General features: G+C 44.3%; 17 protein-coding genes and 2 pseudogenes. 5 read left to right on the top strand and 14 right to left on the bottom strand.

Annotated features, from left to right (window positions below; translation table 11 throughout):
- The coding region (locus tag ACYVAC_RS02840; protein ID WP_461096044.1) for a hypothetical protein at nt 1-714 on the top strand (714 nt) is incomplete at its 5' end.
- 312 nt (nt 715-1,026) lie between these two features.
- Here the strand turns inward: ACYVAC_RS02840 and ACYVAC_RS02835 are convergent.
- From ACYVAC_RS02835 to ACYVAC_RS02825, 3 genes and pseudogenes are all read right to left on the bottom strand, one after another.
- Nucleotides 1,027-1,476 (bottom strand): annotated as a pseudogene (locus ACYVAC_RS02835) (integrase core domain-containing protein); the annotation flags it as partial.
- 12 nt (nt 1,477-1,488) lie between these two features.
- A complete protein-coding gene (locus tag ACYVAC_RS02830; RefSeq protein ID WP_461096050.1) occupies nt 1,489-1,692 on the bottom strand; it encodes an IS3 family transposase in 204 nt (67 codons plus the stop codon).
- Between the two features lie 573 nt (nt 1,693-2,265).
- Entirely contained in the window at nt 2,266-2,442 is a 177-nt protein-coding gene (locus ACYVAC_RS02825; RefSeq protein ID WP_461096043.1) for a hypothetical protein, read from the bottom strand.
- A gap of 112 nt (nt 2,443-2,554) precedes the next feature.
- Here ACYVAC_RS02825 and ACYVAC_RS02820 point away from each other — a divergent pair, with 112 nt between their 5' ends.
- The 4 genes from ACYVAC_RS02820 (at nt 2,555) to ACYVAC_RS02805 (ending at nt 5,404) form a co-directional block, all read left to right on the top strand.
- Nucleotides 2,555-2,866 carry a transposase gene (locus tag ACYVAC_RS02820; RefSeq protein ID WP_461096042.1) on the top strand — a complete coding sequence of 104 codons (312 nt, stop codon included), beginning with the start codon at nt 2,555-2,557 and terminating at the stop codon, nt 2,864-2,866.
- A 29-nt stretch (nt 2,867-2,895) separates the two neighbouring features.
- Entirely contained in the window at nt 2,896-3,690 is a 795-nt protein-coding gene (locus ACYVAC_RS02815; protein ID WP_461096041.1) for an IS3 family transposase, read from the top strand.
- 264 nt (nt 3,691-3,954) lie between these two features.
- The gene (locus tag ACYVAC_RS02810) at nt 3,955-4,905 is read left to right on the top strand and encodes a hypothetical protein (protein ID WP_461096040.1); all 951 of its coding nucleotides are present in this window, start codon (nt 3,955-3,957) and stop codon (nt 4,903-4,905) included.
- Between the two features lie 67 nt (nt 4,906-4,972).
- Complete coding sequence (locus ACYVAC_RS02805; RefSeq protein ID WP_461096039.1) at nt 4,973-5,404, top strand: hypothetical protein; 432 nt, start codon at nt 4,973-4,975, stop codon at nt 5,402-5,404.
- A 335-nt stretch (nt 5,405-5,739) separates the two neighbouring features.
- Here the strand turns inward: ACYVAC_RS02805 and ACYVAC_RS02800 are convergent, their stop codons facing one another.
- From ACYVAC_RS02800 to ACYVAC_RS02750, 11 genes and pseudogenes are all read right to left on the bottom strand, one after another.
- Nucleotides 5,740-6,051: a hypothetical protein gene (locus ACYVAC_RS02800; RefSeq protein ID WP_461096038.1), complete on the bottom strand. Its 312-nt coding sequence runs from the start codon at nt 6,049-6,051 to the stop codon at nt 5,740-5,742.
- Between the two features lie 121 nt (nt 6,052-6,172).
- The gene (locus ACYVAC_RS02795; RefSeq protein WP_461096049.1) at nt 6,173-6,244 is read right to left on the bottom strand and encodes a hypothetical protein; all 72 of its coding nucleotides are present in this window, start codon (nt 6,242-6,244) and stop codon (nt 6,173-6,175) included.
- 461 nt (nt 6,245-6,705) lie between these two features.
- The gene (locus ACYVAC_RS02790) at nt 6,706-7,398 is read right to left on the bottom strand and encodes a hypothetical protein (protein ID WP_461096037.1); all 693 of its coding nucleotides are present in this window, start codon (nt 7,396-7,398) and stop codon (nt 6,706-6,708) included.
- A gap of 150 nt (nt 7,399-7,548) precedes the next feature.
- Nucleotides 7,549-7,773, bottom strand: a complete 225-nt coding sequence (locus tag ACYVAC_RS02785) for a TIGR04149 family rSAM-modified RiPP (protein WP_461096036.1) — start codon at nt 7,771-7,773, stop codon at nt 7,549-7,551.
- Between the two features lie 692 nt (nt 7,774-8,465).
- Nucleotides 8,466-8,996, bottom strand: coding sequence for a transposase (locus ACYVAC_RS02780; protein ID WP_461096035.1), 531 nt, complete (start codon nt 8,994-8,996; stop codon nt 8,466-8,468).
- On the bottom strand, nt 8,989-9,978 hold the full coding sequence (locus ACYVAC_RS02775; protein WP_461096034.1) for a type IV toxin-antitoxin system AbiEi family antitoxin: 990 nt from the start codon (nt 9,976-9,978) through the stop codon (nt 8,989-8,991). Before ACYVAC_RS02775 ends, ACYVAC_RS02780 begins: the two co-directional genes overlap by 8 nt.
- Nucleotides 9,979-10,390: 412 nt before the next feature.
- Nucleotides 10,391-10,570, bottom strand: a pseudogene (locus ACYVAC_RS02770) (IS3 family transposase); the annotation flags it as partial.
- A 173-nt stretch (nt 10,571-10,743) separates the two neighbouring features.
- Nucleotides 10,744-11,013 carry a transposase gene (locus ACYVAC_RS02765; protein ID WP_461096048.1) on the bottom strand — a complete coding sequence of 90 codons (270 nt, stop codon included), beginning with the start codon at nt 11,011-11,013 and terminating at the stop codon, nt 10,744-10,746.
- Nucleotides 11,014-11,234: 221 nt separating this feature from the next.
- The gene (locus ACYVAC_RS02760) at nt 11,235-12,527 is read right to left on the bottom strand and encodes an HlyD family efflux transporter periplasmic adaptor subunit (RefSeq protein WP_461096033.1); all 1,293 of its coding nucleotides are present in this window, start codon (nt 12,525-12,527) and stop codon (nt 11,235-11,237) included.
- Nucleotides 12,524-14,857, bottom strand: coding sequence for a peptidase domain-containing ABC transporter (locus ACYVAC_RS02755; protein ID WP_461096047.1), 2,334 nt, complete (start codon nt 14,855-14,857; stop codon nt 12,524-12,526). Before ACYVAC_RS02755 ends, ACYVAC_RS02760 begins: the two co-directional genes overlap by 4 nt.
- 54 nt (nt 14,858-14,911) lie before the next feature.
- Nucleotides 14,912-16,270, bottom strand: a complete 1,359-nt coding sequence (locus tag ACYVAC_RS02750; protein WP_461096032.1) for a TlpA family protein disulfide reductase — start codon at nt 16,268-16,270, stop codon at nt 14,912-14,914.
- Between the last annotated feature and the right edge of the window lie 47 nt (nt 16,271-16,317).

The raw sequence follows: 16,317 nt of genomic DNA, 5'->3' as shown, positions 1-16,317 counted from the left end.
ACGTTTAGCCCTACCGACCCTGGCTACTACTATAGTACGGGTTCCTCGGATCTAGGTCCAGGTTTTGTTCCGGGGCCCGCCAACGGGACGGCAGATGTTAACGAGATTCGTATCGAGAACATTCGTACAACGGGCAGCAACTTCCGCGACATATTTGGGGGCGGAGAGAATGAAATCAATTTTCACCTGGGCGACGCCAAGTATTTAACAAAGGGGCAAACCACTTCCATTAAATTAACGATAGACCGGTGGGCCGGCCGGAAGGGCGTTTGGCGCCGGCCCAATGCGGTGTGGGACGAGGATTGGAATGCAGTAGAACGCGACCAGCACATGGGCATCGAAACCATTAATTCTGGACTAAGTAAGGAAAGAACATTTAGTGGCAGCTTCACAATCTACCGGAAAAATACAAGCAGTGGCAACCCTGGTGGGACAACAGTTCCTACGGATCCCACTTCTCCGCCAACAGATCCTTTTATGCATGATACATCGTACACACTTGATAATTTTGGCTACAGCTCTAAGAGAACGACTTATGACGAAGTGATTACTGGTAGCCGTGAACTCAACAGACGTATTTTCTTCGCCGGTAATGCCGGTAACGTTGAGGGTAATGGAATGCTTGACGGAGTTGGGATTCGTTTTGGCGGTAATACACGTAATTCGGGCATCTATTATACGATAAAATTGGTGGCTAAGAATTACGCTAGATAGGTAATGGAGACAAAGCAAGCTCTCCAGCTGCCTAGTACGATTGCTAACATGTGGCCGCGAAGCAAAATGTATTCGGCACAAACAGTGAAACTGAATTTCTGGACAGCAAACACATAGTCTTCACACAAAAAAGGCCCCCTGGCAGCTGCCAGGGGGCCTTTTTTGTGTGAAGAGTGCCTATTTTGACTTAACCGCCGTACTTATTTAAATTTGATGACTTCTGCCTCAAAAGCGTTTTCGTCAACCAACAAACCCTCACTACTAGGGTACTCCTGTCCTTACCCCGTTTGGTGAGCCAGTTTTGACTGGAATTTAAGCCACTTGTCGGTACTCAACCGGTGTCATAAACTGCAAGGCCTGATGAGGCCGCTCCGTGTTGTACTCCACCAGCCACGCATCCACCGTTTGGCGTGCTTGTCGGATACTTGTAAATATGTGAGCGTCCAATACTTCCCTGCGGAAAGTCCTATTGAAGCGCTCACTATACGCGTTTTGAGTGGGCTTGCCCGGTTCGATCCAGCATAACTCGATGCACTGATGGTTACACCAATCTTGCATGGCCTGGCTAATAAACTCCGGTCCATTATCACTCCGTAGCCGCTCGGGTTTGCTGTAACGTTCCACCAATTGATCTAATAGGCTAGTGACTCGGCGGGCAGGTAAAGAGTAACCGATCTCAATGCCCAAGGCCTCCCGATTGTAGTCGTCTACCACATTCAGCGTACGAAACTTACGCCCACCGGTTAAGTTATCCGACGTGAAATCTAGCGACCATCACTGATTACAGGCCGTTACCTTAGCCAGCGGCTGACGCACAGCATCGGGCAGGCGTTTCTTCGTCTTTCGTCGTAAGCATAAGCCTAAACTTCTATACAACCGCCTGACCCGCTTGTGGTTAACCAGCTCGCCCTGCTTGCGCAACTGGCGATAAATCTTCAAAACACCCCAGTGCTTGTGCCGCCAAGCCAACTGCTCGATCAGGCTGCTGAGTACTTTACAGTCTCGTGAATTAGTCTGTGAAGAAACTGACCTCTTTCTTTTAAAAGCAGCAACGGATCCGTTTTCGATCCGCTTGCAGAAAAACAGCCTCGTTCATCACCGCAATTTGAAGCGATTCCAGATCAATAAAGACCGCTTAGGCTGCCTTCACGCGAAATTTCAGAATGACTGGTTAATGTTGAAGTCCCGGAAGGCAATGTACGCACATAGCATTTGCGTCCGATAAAGCTCACTTATCGGATATAATAGTAAAACCGAAAGTAGTGCCTTTTTCCCCTTCTATTCTTCTTCTCTGTTGACCATTAGCCAGAATATCGTTGGTCGTCACCATCATATAGTCGATTTCCCCCTTTTGTAATTGAATACACTTTGGGCTACGTAGGCTTCAGGGTCTTTATCTGCATATCCATAATCGACGTAGAGGTCGGCCCGGATAAATGCTTTTAGGTGTTAACTGCTGGTCAAGATGGTTTTTTTCTGTTGGCTTGTGAACGTCCCGTAGTATTTCTGTAATGTGTTGGCCGCATGTGAAATGAGATCAGCGATATCCTGTTACATCAGTTCATCCAAACGCTGTTTGATCTCTGCCTTCTTTGTTTCCTGCTCCAGTTCTTCGGGCGGGGTTTTTTTCTGAATGCTGAATTCTACTCCAATAACGCCCCGCCCCTGCATAACCGGCTTGTAAGTCACCAATAGATTAATGTGCTCATTGATTTGCCTCAGCGACAAATCGATTACACGCGTTCAGAAAGCCGAGTAGTTTTTGTACGATTTTTCGTCAGCACCAATTATTCGCCGAAGTTCCTCTGTCCTGCCCCCCTAAGGAGTAACCATTGATAAGGTGAAAAAATCTATTTCTTCACCTTATCAATGGATTACCATGAAAAAGAGTCAATTCAGCGAAGCAAAAATCGTCCAAATCCTGGCCTTGGCGGGCCAGGGACAATCTATCGAAGACATCTGTCGACAGTTTAACATCTCCTCGGCCACTTTTTACAATTGGCGAAATCGGTATGGCGGCATGGACACCGAGGAACTGCGAAAAAGTAAAGCATTAGAAGCCGAAAATGCCCGACTCAAGAAATTACAGGCTGACAAGAGTCTGGATTACGATATTCTCAATGATGCTTACCAACTCCTAAAAAACAGGTAGGCTTTACTACCATAGAATGGGTAGGATGGGTGAAAACCATCCGTGCCCAGCGGCAGGTCTCGCTTCGGCGAGTTTGTCAGGTGGTAGGGCGACGGCGAGCAACTCTGTATGCCAAACCAAAGCGAATTAACGAAGATAAAACGATCAGAGATGTCCTTACCGTACTGTCTCAAAAGCATTTAAACTGGGGCTTTCGCCTACTCTTTGGCCGAATCAAACTGTCGGGCTATAGCTGGAATCACAAACGAGTCTACCGCATATACAAAGCCCTGGAGTTGAATCTGCGCAGCCCCATCAAGCGCAAACGCATCAAGCGAGACAATCCGAATACGCTGGCGGCTAGTCAAGTCAACCAGGGCTGGTCACTGGATTTTCTGATTGATGAAGTCGTAGCGGAGAAGAAGGTTCGCATTTTGAATGTATTAGATGAGTACAGCCGCAAATGTCTATTAGCCGTGGCTCAACCCGCCTTCAAAGCCAAAAAGTTAGTGTCCTATCTGGAGCAAATGGTGCAGGCGCAAGGCAAGCCCCAGTACATTCGTTGTGACAACGGGCCTGAGCTAATCAGTGCAGCTATGAGTCGATTTGCTGACAAACATGGTATCGAGCTTCGGCACACCCAACCGGGCAAGCCTATGCAAAACGAGTTAATGGAGCGTTTGAACGGTACGATCCGGCGAGAATGTCTAAACTTACAAGTCTTTGTAAGCATTCAGCAGGTGCAAACGGCTTTGGATGAATGGTGGCAGCAGTATAACTTCGAGCGGACTCATTCGTCCTTAAACTACCAAACGCCTGAGAGTATTTATCGGTCAGTTGTTTGATTCCAGTACTCAATGGTTACCCCTTAGGGGAGCAGGACAATACCGCTTGATGATGGTGGTCAGTGTGTCCTTCTCTTTGAGGACTTCAAGCACGACTTTGAGTTTGAAATAGGCAGTGAATTTGCGTTTGGTTTTGCTCTTTATACGGGTCTAAAGTTAACCCTTTATCCAACTTAGCGACTGGCCCTAAATTTGGGGCGTACCATATTAGTATTAGTTATAAATCGTATATATTTACGTCTCACAGCCAATCTTCTTATCATTATGAAAGTTAACACTACAATGATTAAAAATCCTGTAACAACTACTTTGAGAGTTATCTCTTTCATGTTGCTTTTAGCTGCGGTATCCTGTAATAGAATAGGACAGCATGACGTGATGCCACAATCAATTCTTGATAAGAACCAATATGCATTAGAGGTATCCAAGACATTGTATAGTTCTATCAAGCTGAGCAATTACAATTACAAAGAAGTTAAAGAAAATTTTTTCAAGTTTACTACTGATCATGAAAACGATATAATTAGAAATACTACTAAAAGTATCATAAATAATGATAGGTTTAACAATCTTTTCACTTACAAATCTGCCGTTAACGCAAGGGTAGCAGCATCAGAAGTAAGTGGGCTGAACTTAGAAAATGTTAAAGCGGAGATTAACTCATCAGGACTTACTAGCAAGGTCAGAGGCAAGATTATTCAGCTTGGAAATGAACTAACTGCTGTTAAGGCTCGTCTGAATCAAAATAATATCACTGATCCGATTAGTGTAAAAAATGAAGTTGATAGGTTAGTATCTTCTTTTGAAAGTAGTATAGTCAACGACAGTTCAATATCTTTAGATGAAAAGACTAAACTTTTTGCAGTTACCATTGCTACTCGCGACAACTTGGATAATGTCAAGCAATTGATATCAGGCACAAATTCAGGTGGTCGTAAGGGTTGTTTTTTCTGTAACGTGGTAAACATATTTGTAACCATTGTGGTTGCAGCGGTAATAATTTCTGTTGCTGCAGTAGTAGTTGTTGCAGCAGCAGCAATACTTGCTGAAGGAATAGTAGCAGCAGCTATAATAACCACCGCTGCTGCTTTTGGTGCGTCTGTAGGTGCAGTTATTGGTGTTGCCTACACGATCACAGACCATTGCTTAGACATTGTCGATTATGGTCAAGACGTCTATGGCAAGCAATTAGATATGGTTTTTGCACAATGCTAACCAAGTAATTTTAAGCCAATACTATACCGGTATAGTATTGGCTTAAAATTATAAAACATAATCTCCTATGAAGACTATATTAATAACCCTTGTTACCAGTTTGCTTCTGATAAACTCTCTGTCAGCTCAGTCTGGAAACAATCTAATTCAAGAAATTAAGTCAGGGGTTGTCATTAAAATGACTCCAATTCCGTTTCTTTTTGAGACTGGGGTTGGAGGAAGCATTAAACTTTTCAAGGATAATATAACATTTCTTCCAAGTCCTTGCCGAGAAAATGACAATAAATTCTCTACTATTTTTCCTTGTAATAATAATTTGATAAAAGATATTGTCTTACCCTTTGATAGCATAAAGCTAATTAAACGTCGCAACTATTTATTTTTAATTCCTAATAGACTATTAGTTAAGAAAAATGACAATACAGCTTTCATATTCGTAACATATAAAAGAAAAAAAATTATAGAGCTATATAAAAGAAGAAAGAATCCTAATTCATGATACTATTGGAAATTGTGGTGTGGTCATATGCTGTAAATGAGGACTTGGAGCCAATTGTAGCTTCGTGAATTAGTCAGTGAAGAAGGCAACTTCTTTCTTGCGGAAGAATCATCGAATTCGCTTTCGGTCTGCCTGCAAAAAATCAACTTCGTTTATCATAGCTGTCTGTAGCGATTCCAGATTGGTAAAGACAGCGCAGGCAACCCTGCCGATTCTCGAGCGACCGCTTCAGCTGGCTCCAGACTAACTCCACCGCACCGGCGGCCCGGCGGATTAAGTGCTGGACTATAGACTGGTAAACGTTCCAGATGAACGCGCCCCGGTCGAGTATGAAGCTAGTTCCGAACGGTTTGTGAGGGACGGTTTGTGAGGGGTGGATAGCCGCCCCGTCCGCACAGGCGGCCCTGCCAAATGACCAGCATATCTTGACTACGATACTGACAGCACAGTCTGCTCAAAAATCCGCAGATATCCTCACTAGTGAACGGCTGGTCTTGCCCCGCTAGATACAAACGGCCCGTTGGCGAAATAGCCGTCATCTGGCTCAGATAGACGCGGCCAGCCTGTTCCAGCAGTAACGGTGTTTGACCACGGGGTGCCCAGCCACGCGCCACAAAAGGCAACAAATGGCACGCTGATTCATCCATATAGAGGATTTTGCGAGCCTCAGTTTGCGATTTTTTTGAGCACGGGTAGTCGCTCAGCTTACCAGTTGGCCACAGCTTGTGGGTTCCGTTGGCGGGCTTGCCGAGCTGGTTTCTGGCGGCTTCAGCCCACCCCTTTGAGTAGTCGGCCTACCTGAGATAGGTCATAACTAGCGCCAAACAGTTTGATGATCACAGCATTTACTCGCTGACGGGTCCATATCTGCCCCTCGAAGCCGTGGACTAGCGCGCCTTTGTTCAGCTCGATTACCAGTTGGCCTAACTGCTCCTGGTTTTTTCCAGGTCAGGGCTTGCAGACCGTCTTGGCGATATTTTTTGAGGGTCTGGCTCTCCCAGCCTTCGGTCAGCCCTAGGGCTTGAGCAATCTTAACCTGGTGACCAGTTCTGATCTTTGAGGGCGGCACAGCACCGTCGTAGCAGTTCTTAATCAGCCGGTGAGTGAGTTGCCGTGTGCTAACAAGGCAGCATCTTTATAAACCTACTCACAGGTCAATAAGACAACATATAGAAAGACATTAGCTTACAAAACGGGTATGACTGATTCAGCTGACATAGTTATAGACAATACGAGGCTAATCGAAGAACTTTTCTATCAACTACGAAAAGCAGCTAATGGGCGCTGATCAACTAGACAATTTATTTATATATATTGGCACGATTGTGCTTTTTTAGATCAGTACTAAGTAAATTGTATAATTGTACGAATTCTTCACTCGGCTTTTCGCCACCTCCTTGTGTGATAAGAAATAAACTGATAAGAGATGACCTGTGTGTCTCTACGTATTCTCTTCTAAACGTTTTATATCCTTCTATTCCTTCTTCATATAATTTGGCATGAACAGTTTTAAGACTATCCATGATTGTTTGTTTGCCAACAAAGTTCTGCGTCTTGAGTTTTTCAATCTTACCTTCAATATTTTTTATTGGGGTCATATACTTTGTATACAATTCTTCTGAATACCGATTGTATTCATCTGACATAGGTGAGTTTTCTACTACAGATCTTGAAAAGTCGTTACCACCCAACTTTAGAGAAATATTGCCATCCCAAATGAATTTAAAAAATGTATTATTTTCTAAATTGGTCACAATATACAGATCGGCTTCACGCAAGTATTTAGAAAAATAGAAGGTACTATCAATAATATCAACAGTAGCAATTCTTTCTAATGAATATGGATTGTTATATTTTGATATTTGTACTTTCTTTATATTGACATTGTGTTGAATTACACCAATTATTGACCGTGTTTGACTCAGCACTTTATTACTGTTCAAACATACTAGAACAACCGTTAAAAAGGTTACTATTGATATGTAATTTTTCATTTTCTAATTTTTCTAAATATACAAAATTTGTGGGACTGGATAATGTATACATTATCCAGTCCCACAAATTTTGTATATTTTCGGTTAATTACAAATCGATTACAGAATTGTAATGTGCATTCATACGATGCAAGCCTAAGTTTTCTGCACTTATGGCTGATTAGTATCTCTCACACAGTTGTAACTACCACCTTGACCGCAATAATAATCTCCAAAGAACTGGCGATCACTTTCATCTGTATTTATGACATTGTATTGAGTTCCATTGCCACAAGTGCATGTACCCGACCAGTTGCCCCCTCCCTTTACTTCACGCATCTGATCTTTGGATAGAGTGAGACCTTCAAAATTAGCGAACAACTTGTTAATAGACATCGTTGAAAATTGGTTTATGTGAAAGAAAATTAATGTAAGCTAGAAAATTTTTATTTGAGAAGACATGGTAAATGTGCGCTCAACTGTTGACTTATCTTTCTTGAAGCTATACCTATTCTGTATAAAACGAAGAAACATGAAGGGTAACAGCTGTGTTTATTTTGTATAGTAACTTAAAAAGTTTTTTTGACACAAGGTATCTATCTGGCTTTCGATTGTCTCTTATACCATTTATTTGACATTCACTTTTTGATCAAATGATAGAGTCGGTAAAGATTATGTCTCTCTGACATTTGTTTTAGTTCTGCTTTGTGAAATCCATCAGCCGCGTCAGTTGATGATCGACTATACAGCTTTGCATAGATTGACAGGTTTCCGGATGTATACAGTTGATACAACAAAATTTCCCTTATGTCTATTTTTGTAATTTAATGGAAAGTTAAAGAGTTGAATTGTTGTACTGCTTAAACCGTTACGGCGATATGCTCGCGAATAAACTATCAAAAAAGCATTAAACCAACCCGTAAGCAACTAGATATTTCCAAATATTGTAAAAATACAAAATTATGATGCCATCCATCTGTCCTTAAGAATTACTAAGTTAGAATAGTTATACTAAACTATTTTATATGATTTAATTATTGATCCGTGAATTAATCTGTAAAGAACGCAATCTCCTGCTTGCGAAAAAATTAAGTAATCAGTTTAGGATCGCTATGTAAACGCTCTATCTGATTAAGTACGGCCGCTTGAAGTTGCTCTAGTGTAGTAAACGCCTGATTTTTCAAGCTCTGTTTTAGATCGCTCCACAGTAGTTCCACCGGATTTATTTCAGGATTATAGGCGGGTAATCGTTCTAAATGCAATCGACGTAGTTTACTGCTCAACTGCGCCTTAACCACCTGACTTCGATGAATAGCTGCCCCATCCCAAACAACTAATAAGTCCCGCTTACGATACCGGTGACAGAGCTTCCCTAAAAACCAGACGATATCTTCGCTACAAAAAGGCTGGTCCTGGCCTACTATATATAACCTACCGTTGGGAGCAACCGCTGCAATCAAACTCAGATGAGCACGTCCAGCCTGCTCAATTAACACGGGCGTTGGCCCGCAAGGTGCCCACGTATGAGCCAGGCCCTGTGCGACCAGTTCGGCTTCCAGCACGGCAAACAGTTCGCCGAGGTTTCCCTGCCGAAGTTGTCCAGTAGTAATTTTATGCATTGGTTATGCAGACCTGATAAATAAGACGGGCAGTGTCCGTCGTGCGGGGATCGTCAATGGCCAACAGGTCGGCATAGAGGAGTAACGGCGGTACGGTGGTTACGTCACTACCGGCAATAATTTCCTTCCAAAATACCTCGTTGATCTCAACCGGACCGTTGGGATCGGGCAGCAGCTTATACGTCTTGAGCAAATCCGTCCGGTCCTGATCGGTATAAAGCGTCAACGTTGCCGGGCGCAGATTACCCGTAAGCGCATCCGCAGCAGGCTCCCCGCTCCAATATGTACCAGGCAGTAAAGTCAGTTGCCGCCAGTCGGCAGGGGAAAGGTTTTTAGGCAGACGGAAGCGTCCGAGGGTCAGGCTCGGTTTGAGGGTTGTTGTGAACCGGCTAACCCACTGTTCCCGCAGCTTGCCGATGTTGGTCAGCTTCTTTCGTTTATCGTCGATTGCTGCTACATAGCCCGACTTTTTAAGGTAGTCGATGATCTGTTGCGCCGTACCGACCGAAACGCCCGTTTGCAGAGCCAGATCCCGAATGTTGAGGTTGAGCGCATCGGTTTGAATAAGCAGGGTGAACAGCACCCGCAGACCACTTTTGCCGAAGGGCTGCTTTACCACTGCCGGTGTTTGCGTCAGTTTGCGGCCCTGCACGATCAGCAGCATACCGGCGACATGGATGTAGCAGTTGCCCGCTCCATCCAGATAGTTTTGGTGTGTCTGCCGCAGTGTTTGTTTGAGCGTGTCGGGAATATGTTCGGCCAGCAGCAACGTGTCGGGTTGCGACTTACCTGGCCGACTCAGTTCATTCAGTTGATGCACCATTGCCCGTCGTTTGACCTGTGCCGCTAACCGAATGACTTTGCTGCCCGTATCAATAATCAGATAGCCGTCGAATCCGATGTCATGAACAGACTGAATCGCTTCCCATGAAGTGCCCAAATCAGTAGCTTGCCTGAACAATCGCGTGGTGTTATGGAACACGGTGTATATGGGGGAAGTGCTGCGGTAACTGGCATCGGAAGGACAGGTGATTGACGAGACTCACTTTGAGCATCTGTCACCTTGTCGTTTTGAACACATCAATCGGTTGGGAAAATACAGCTTCGATAGTAGCTCTGAGTTTGACAGTGGTAATCTGCGTCCCTTACGTTGTCTTGACAAAGAATAACTAAGGTGTTAGTTGCTTTGCGTGTAGAAATGTCCCGTTGGAAGAAGAACCCCCTTCATCGCCCATAGTTTCCTCCACTTGCCAGCCCACTACTTTGCAGGAGAATAAATCCATTCTAGTCGCTAAATAGGCCCAATCACCGTTGGTCATCGGTAGATATGTAATTTCGCTGACCCAAACCAAATCGGGAGCTTTGGGCAACGGCTGGTCTAGTAATGACTTTGGCTAATAACCTCTACGATGCGTGCTATACGTTGTTCGGGGCACAAATGACTTGGGCTGAATGGTCTGTAAACCATCTGCTTTCATCAGCATTCTTACCTGATGACGGCCAAGCATATGCCCCTTTTCTTGTAACTCAGCCGTAATGCGCCGACTGCCATAGCGTCGTTTGTGCTTACCAAAGACCTGCTCGACTGGGTTTTAATGCTCAACCTGTTTGGGTGCTCGTTGATAGCTATCGCCCCGCAAGTACCGATAATAAGCTGTAAGACTAACTTTCAACACCAAGCATAGAATCTCTACCTTAAATTCGTCAGCCAGGTTTTTGACCAGTTCATAGCGTTGCCTTAGATCTGTTAGCGGACAATGCTTAAAGCTTTCATTAAGATCTCGCGCTCCATTTCCAGTTGATTGACTCTTTGTAGCAGTTGCTGGTTTTCAATCAGTACGTCGGAAGTATGCCCCGAAAACTGGTGTTTTTCTTCCCCTTTGGCTCGCTGTTTACATTTATAGATGAGCTCTTCACTGATGCCTAATGCCTGAGCTACATAGGGCACGCCCTGACCTTTGGCAATCATTTCCAGCACGTCCGCTTTAAAAATCGCGTCGTATTTACGTCGTTTCAGGGGTTTGTTTTCAGGCTACATGTTCTTGCAAGTTATGCAAGTTCACTGTGCCCATTTATTGGACCATCTGATTGAACCAGAGTTGGAATGTACGAATGGAAGGAAAGCGCCCCATTTCATACCCCGCATCGAACTGCAAACGAATGTGGGAAGCACCCCAGAGTGAATATGCCCGTTTCAACCAAAGACTAAACTGATGTTTAAATGTAGCAGGATCATTTTTAGCGTCCTCCCTGTATTCGGCGTAGTTGATAGAATAGCTTTTCCAGCAGCCGGGTATCGTTGGTAATAATATCGGCAGTGGCGGTCATGCCCGTTTTTTGGGATAAGGTTTTCTGGTACGTAGTGCGTAAGCCGTTAGGCAAAATCACTTTTGCCAAAAACACACTATCACGATAGGGTAGGGCCGAGATGGCTGTAATGTAGCCTCTTACAGCACCGTATTCATGATAAGGATAACCTAAAAACCGTATTATAACCATCTGGCCTTCATGCACTTTGCCAGCGTTATTCTGCGGTATGTGTAACTCTCCAAAATAGTCAGTGTTAGGTGGGGCGACATAGCACAGTTCTTGATTGATTCCAACGGCTTGCTGCTCCTGCACGATACCTGAAAAGATCACTTTCCCAGTTACCGGTGCCGTTAGCATATACTTCATTTTCCAACTATCGACCGCACTTTGCAGGGTGTTGAAAGCTTGCAAAAATTTGTCTCGTTCCTCATCTACCTGCCGGTCTAACTCTAAAATCTCCTTGACTTTAGCACGTTGTGCGGTTTGATTGCTAATAATCGAAGAAGCTGTTTGTTGGTAGGGTAGTCTTCGGGCGATTAATCTACCTTCTTCACGTTTCAATTCAAGCGGTGCGATGACTTTCTGCTCGGCCAGCAGTTGCTGAATGGAATATTCGTCCTCAGCCAGCGTTATGTCACGGGCCTGTAGCTCCTGTTGTTGCCGCAGGTTACCTGCCAACAACTGTAAATCAGCGATCTCCTGCCGGAACATAGCTTTCTTTCGGCTCGAGAAGCCGTTGACCAAATAGGCCCTAAGTTGAATGTGCGCCTGCTCGAAGTTCTGATAGGCAATTTGCAACTCGCCTAGCTGGCTATATCCCGAGAGATTGAATTGTTCGATACCCTCCAGATTTCCACGCTTGGCCAACTGCCAAGCCCTTTCCAACTGTGCCGATAACTGCAGTACTTCTGCATGGTGGGCAGTGCTTTCTATGAAGGCCAGAATTTCACCTTGCTTAACGGTCTGCCCGTCGCGAACTAGCAACCGAATAAGTTTTCCATCGACACGGGTCATCACGGCTTTAGGTGCGTTGGTTGAAGTTAGTCGGAACGACCCGTGTACCAAGTCGGGGTAGTGAATAATCCAGGCCAAGGCTAGTAGACCTAGCAGTACCAACAGCACCACAAACGTCCCCCATCGCAGAAGCCAGCCTGGGGGACGGCTCAGCATTTCCTGTACTTCTTCGGCCCGCAATTCTTGAAACGTTGGATTGGTATTCATAGGCCTAGTTCTAACTGATTTTTTATTAATCGCCAGTATGTACCCTGCCGAGATACTAGCTCCGAGTGGGTCCCCTGTTCAATGAGGCTACCTCGGTCGAGCACCACAATCTGGTCAGCGTAGCGAACAGTACTCAGCCGATGTGCTACAACCACTACCGTACGGCCTCGAAAAAACTCGTTCAGGTTTGCCATAATTGTAGCTTCGTTGGTGGCGTCGAGTGCGTTAGTGGCTTCGTCGAAAAAGAGATATTGTGGGTCTTTGTAGACAGCTCTTGCAATGAGGATACGTTGCCGTTGGCCTTGACTAATACCGTTGCCTTCGGTTCCAATTTTGGTGTGCAGTCCAGATGGCAACGTATCCACAAAGTCCCGTAGGTTGGCTACTCGCACGGCATGATCGAGCCGCTGAGTCTCAATTCGCTCCACACCTATGGCGATGTTGCGGGCAATGCTGTCAGAGAAAATAAAGCCATCCTGCATCACAACGCCACACTGACCCCGCCAGAAAGAATGGCTTGTGTTCCGTAAGGCCGTATCGCCTACCCGAATCTCGCCCCCGCTCGGCTCATAGAAGCGTAGCAGAATTTTAAGCAGAGTAGTTTTGCCGCTGCCACTCATGCCCACGATGGCGGTAGTCTTGCCCGCCGGTATGTGTAGATCGATATCGCGTAGCACGGGTTCGTTGCCTGCACCGGTATAAGTATAGGTCAACTTTTGAATATTAATGCCCCTTTCTGCGGGTAACTCATCAACATACCGCCGATCGGCGGCTTCTTCGTCTACGAGGACGTGGACCTCGTTTAACCGTTCAAGGCTGATTTTTGCATCCTGTAAACCCTGTACAAAACCAATCAATTGTTCAATGGGACCATTAAGCTGCCCCACAATTTGCTGCATAGCCAGCATGGCACCCAGCGAAAGCTGCCCGTTGATGACTGCCTGCGCAGCCATAAATGTGATGAAAATATTTTTGCCCTCGTTAATGCTGAATGCCCCTGCCTGTTGGTACTGGCTCAGAACTAGTCCACTCATCTGCACCCGGAACAGCCGAGCCTGTAACCGCTCCCAAGCCCAGCGCATGGATCGCTCAGCTCCAGCCAGCTTAATTTCTTGCATTCCTTGAATGAGTTGGACTAGACTACTCTGATTTCGAGCTGAGACATTAAACCGCTTATAGTCGAGCTTACGACGTTGCCGCAGGAATAGTGTTACCCAGCCCACATAAAGCAAGCTGGCAAGCATGAATACGACGAAGATGGGCAAGTTGTAAAAGGCTAGCACGCTGCCGAAGATGAGCAAGTTTAGCAGAGAAAATAGTACTGATAGCATTTGCCCGGTAAGGAAGGTCTCTATTCGGTGGTGGTCGCCGATGCGCTGCATGATGTCACCGAACTGCTTGCTGTCAAAAAACGAGACGGGCAGGCGCATTAGCTTGATGAGGAAGTCAGAAAGAATGCTGAGATTGACGCGAGTACTGATGTGCAACAGAATCCACGAGCGGATGAACTCGATCGACAGTCGCCCGGTCATGAGCATAAGTTGTGCCCCTAGCACAAGATAGATGAAAGATAAGTTCTGTGTGTTTACGCCCACATCGACCACTGATTGGGTCAGGAAAGGGAACAAGAGTTGAAGTCCACTCCCTACAGCTAACCCCACGACCAACTGCGTCAGGAGCCGCTTGTACTGTCTGAGATAGCCCAGTACCCGGCCAAAACCATAGCTAAGTGTAGGTTCATCTTCTTCTTTGTAGAAGGCGGGCGTAGGTTCAAGTAGTAAGGCTATGCCTTCTTGGCGTCCATCAGTCTCAGCAGAGAGCCAGTGCTGGCAGAACTCATTTGAGGTGTAGGTTAGTAGACCTACACTAGGATCAGCCACGTAGACTGTATCATTGCGAGACGTAGCTTGATGGAGATCTGATGTTGACGATGTATTGTTTTTATCTACCGGTCTAATCATTCTCCCGTCGTATTGCTCAGACGAAGCTGAAGACGATAAGGTCTGTACAGACGACTCAACAGAATTAGAGACGTGGCGACCTCCTTTGATGCGTCTCAACCAACCACCTACCTCTTTAATGGAATAGACAACCACGAAGTGATTCTGATTCCAGTGAACAACGCAAGGTAGAGGGGCCTCAGAAGCAAGTTTCTCATATGTCAATTTCACACTCATTGTGTGAAATCCGATAGCTTCAGCTGCTTCGGCTATGCCCAGTAGCGACACCCCTTCTTTTCCAATCTGCGCTTTTTCGCGCAACGATTGTGCCGAAAGCGATCGTCCGAAATGTTTTGCCACCATCCTTAGGCAAGTGGGACCGCAGTCCATTGCATCGGATTGGCGATAATGTAAGAAGGAAGGTATAGGGGAGAACTTCAAAACTTAGACTTTTTTTAATACACCTATCTTTTTTAATATTTCTATAATTTTTGGCAATGCATCTTCACCGATTTCACGAAACACTACCTTACCGTCAGGAGAAATTAATATGAATGTCGGATAGTTTTTAATGCTCAAACTAACAGGAAAGCTTGATGGTGTTTTAAATGTTGATAGTTCAGCGACTTGAGGCCAGATAATATTAAATTTAGTTAATTGTTTCTGTGCCTTAGCTTGCCCTATAGTATTATATTCATAATCAACTCCGATGAACTGTATTTTTGTCGAATCAACCTGCGTATAAAGCGATTTTAGAGCGGGCATCGAACGAATGCAAGGCACACACCATGATCCCCAGAAATCAAGCAAAACATATTTTTTTTCGTTTAAAGTATTTTGAACGTTTATTGAAGTATTGTCAAAAGACCTGCCTTGAAGATTTGGGATGTTGTTATTGACCAAACCCCCTTCTCGACTTTTCTGATAACCTTTGTATAAAAGTTTTAATTTTGAGCCCTCTCGATTGCAAGATATTACTTCAAAAACGTGATCTTCAACAACTACTATTTCTCCAATTTGCACTGGTGATTCTTTGTATTCATACTCTTTATCAGCTTTCTGAATCTTTAAATAAGGCATTCTGTAATCGTCAGTATGGCCTTTAGGTGAGTAAATTAATGAAACTTTAAAATTATTTTCCCCGACCCAAAACTCTCCCTCTCGGTGTACAAATGGTACAGAGTAAACAGTGAGTTTTCTGTCAGAATTATTTGGGTGAGAGTAAGCAAAATCGTAAGGCTTAACTCTTAAAAAAGTATATTTATTGACAATTTTTCCTTTGTTGAAAAATTCATAACGAACTTTAACAAGTGGGGCTAAGTCAAGAGTGTCTCCTCGATAATACTTTTCTGTAGTCAGCGTATCGAATTCATATAGTGTATCATTAGTAAAATCATCATCGTTATTAGCATCTACCACAACAATTTTCTTACTGCCTTTTAAACCGGAGAAAACACTTACAAAGGATTTGATTTTATTGGATGAAAGTAAAGTTGTATCTATGCTATACTGCTCTATATCTGATAAAAACTGTTTTTTAGCGCGTTCGCCAGATTTATAGTTATTGAACCAGTACTGAAATTTATCAATTATAAAGTAACCAATTTTGAATTCAGTACAGCCAAAACGTTGGTCAGGCATAAGTTCCCTTTTTGAACTTGAAAAAGGGAAAGTATATCTTACAAAGATATTTTTCGAATTTATACTAGGAGAGATATTAACTGTTATACTGTCTTCTTGCAGTGCCAACAATGGGCATGTAGAAATGATAATGCCTATCAGGGTTAAAATTATAGTTTTCATAAGATTTATAAATGCCTTGCAAAATGTGTTTAGGCATTTTACAAGGC

This window comes from Spirosoma luteolum (genome assembly GCF_054778875.1).
Note: the sequence above shows the minus strand (reverse complement) of the source record. Positions and strands in the feature narration are given on the sequence as shown.

Coding starts and splice junctions, on each gene's coding strand:
- ACYVAC_RS02805 (WP_461096039.1), top strand. CDS start 4,973: ATGAAGACTATATTAATAACCCTTGTTACCAGTTTGCTTCTGATAAAC.
- ACYVAC_RS02800 (WP_461096038.1), bottom strand. CDS start 6,051: ATGGATGAATCAGCGTGCCATTTGTTGCCTTTTGTGGCGCGTGGCTGG.
- ACYVAC_RS02780 (WP_461096035.1), bottom strand. CDS start 8,996: ATGCATAAAATTACTACTGGACAACTTCGGCAGGGAAACCTCGGCGAA.
- ACYVAC_RS02790 (WP_461096037.1), bottom strand. CDS start 7,398: ATGAAAAATTACATATCAATAGTAACCTTTTTAACGGTTGTTCTAGTA.
- ACYVAC_RS02810 (WP_461096040.1), top strand. CDS start 3,955: ATGAAAGTTAACACTACAATGATTAAAAATCCTGTAACAACTACTTTG.
- ACYVAC_RS02755 (WP_461096047.1), bottom strand. CDS start 14,857: ATGGACTGCGGTCCCACTTGCCTAAGGATGGTGGCAAAACATTTCGGA.
- ACYVAC_RS02760 (WP_461096033.1), bottom strand. CDS start 12,527: ATGAATACCAATCCAACGTTTCAAGAATTGCGGGCCGAAGAAGTACAG.
- ACYVAC_RS02785 (WP_461096036.1), bottom strand. CDS start 7,773: ATGTCTATTAACAAGTTGTTCGCTAATTTTGAAGGTCTCACTCTATCC.
- ACYVAC_RS02750 (WP_461096032.1), bottom strand. CDS start 16,270: ATGAAAACTATAATTTTAACCCTGATAGGCATTATCATTTCTACATGC.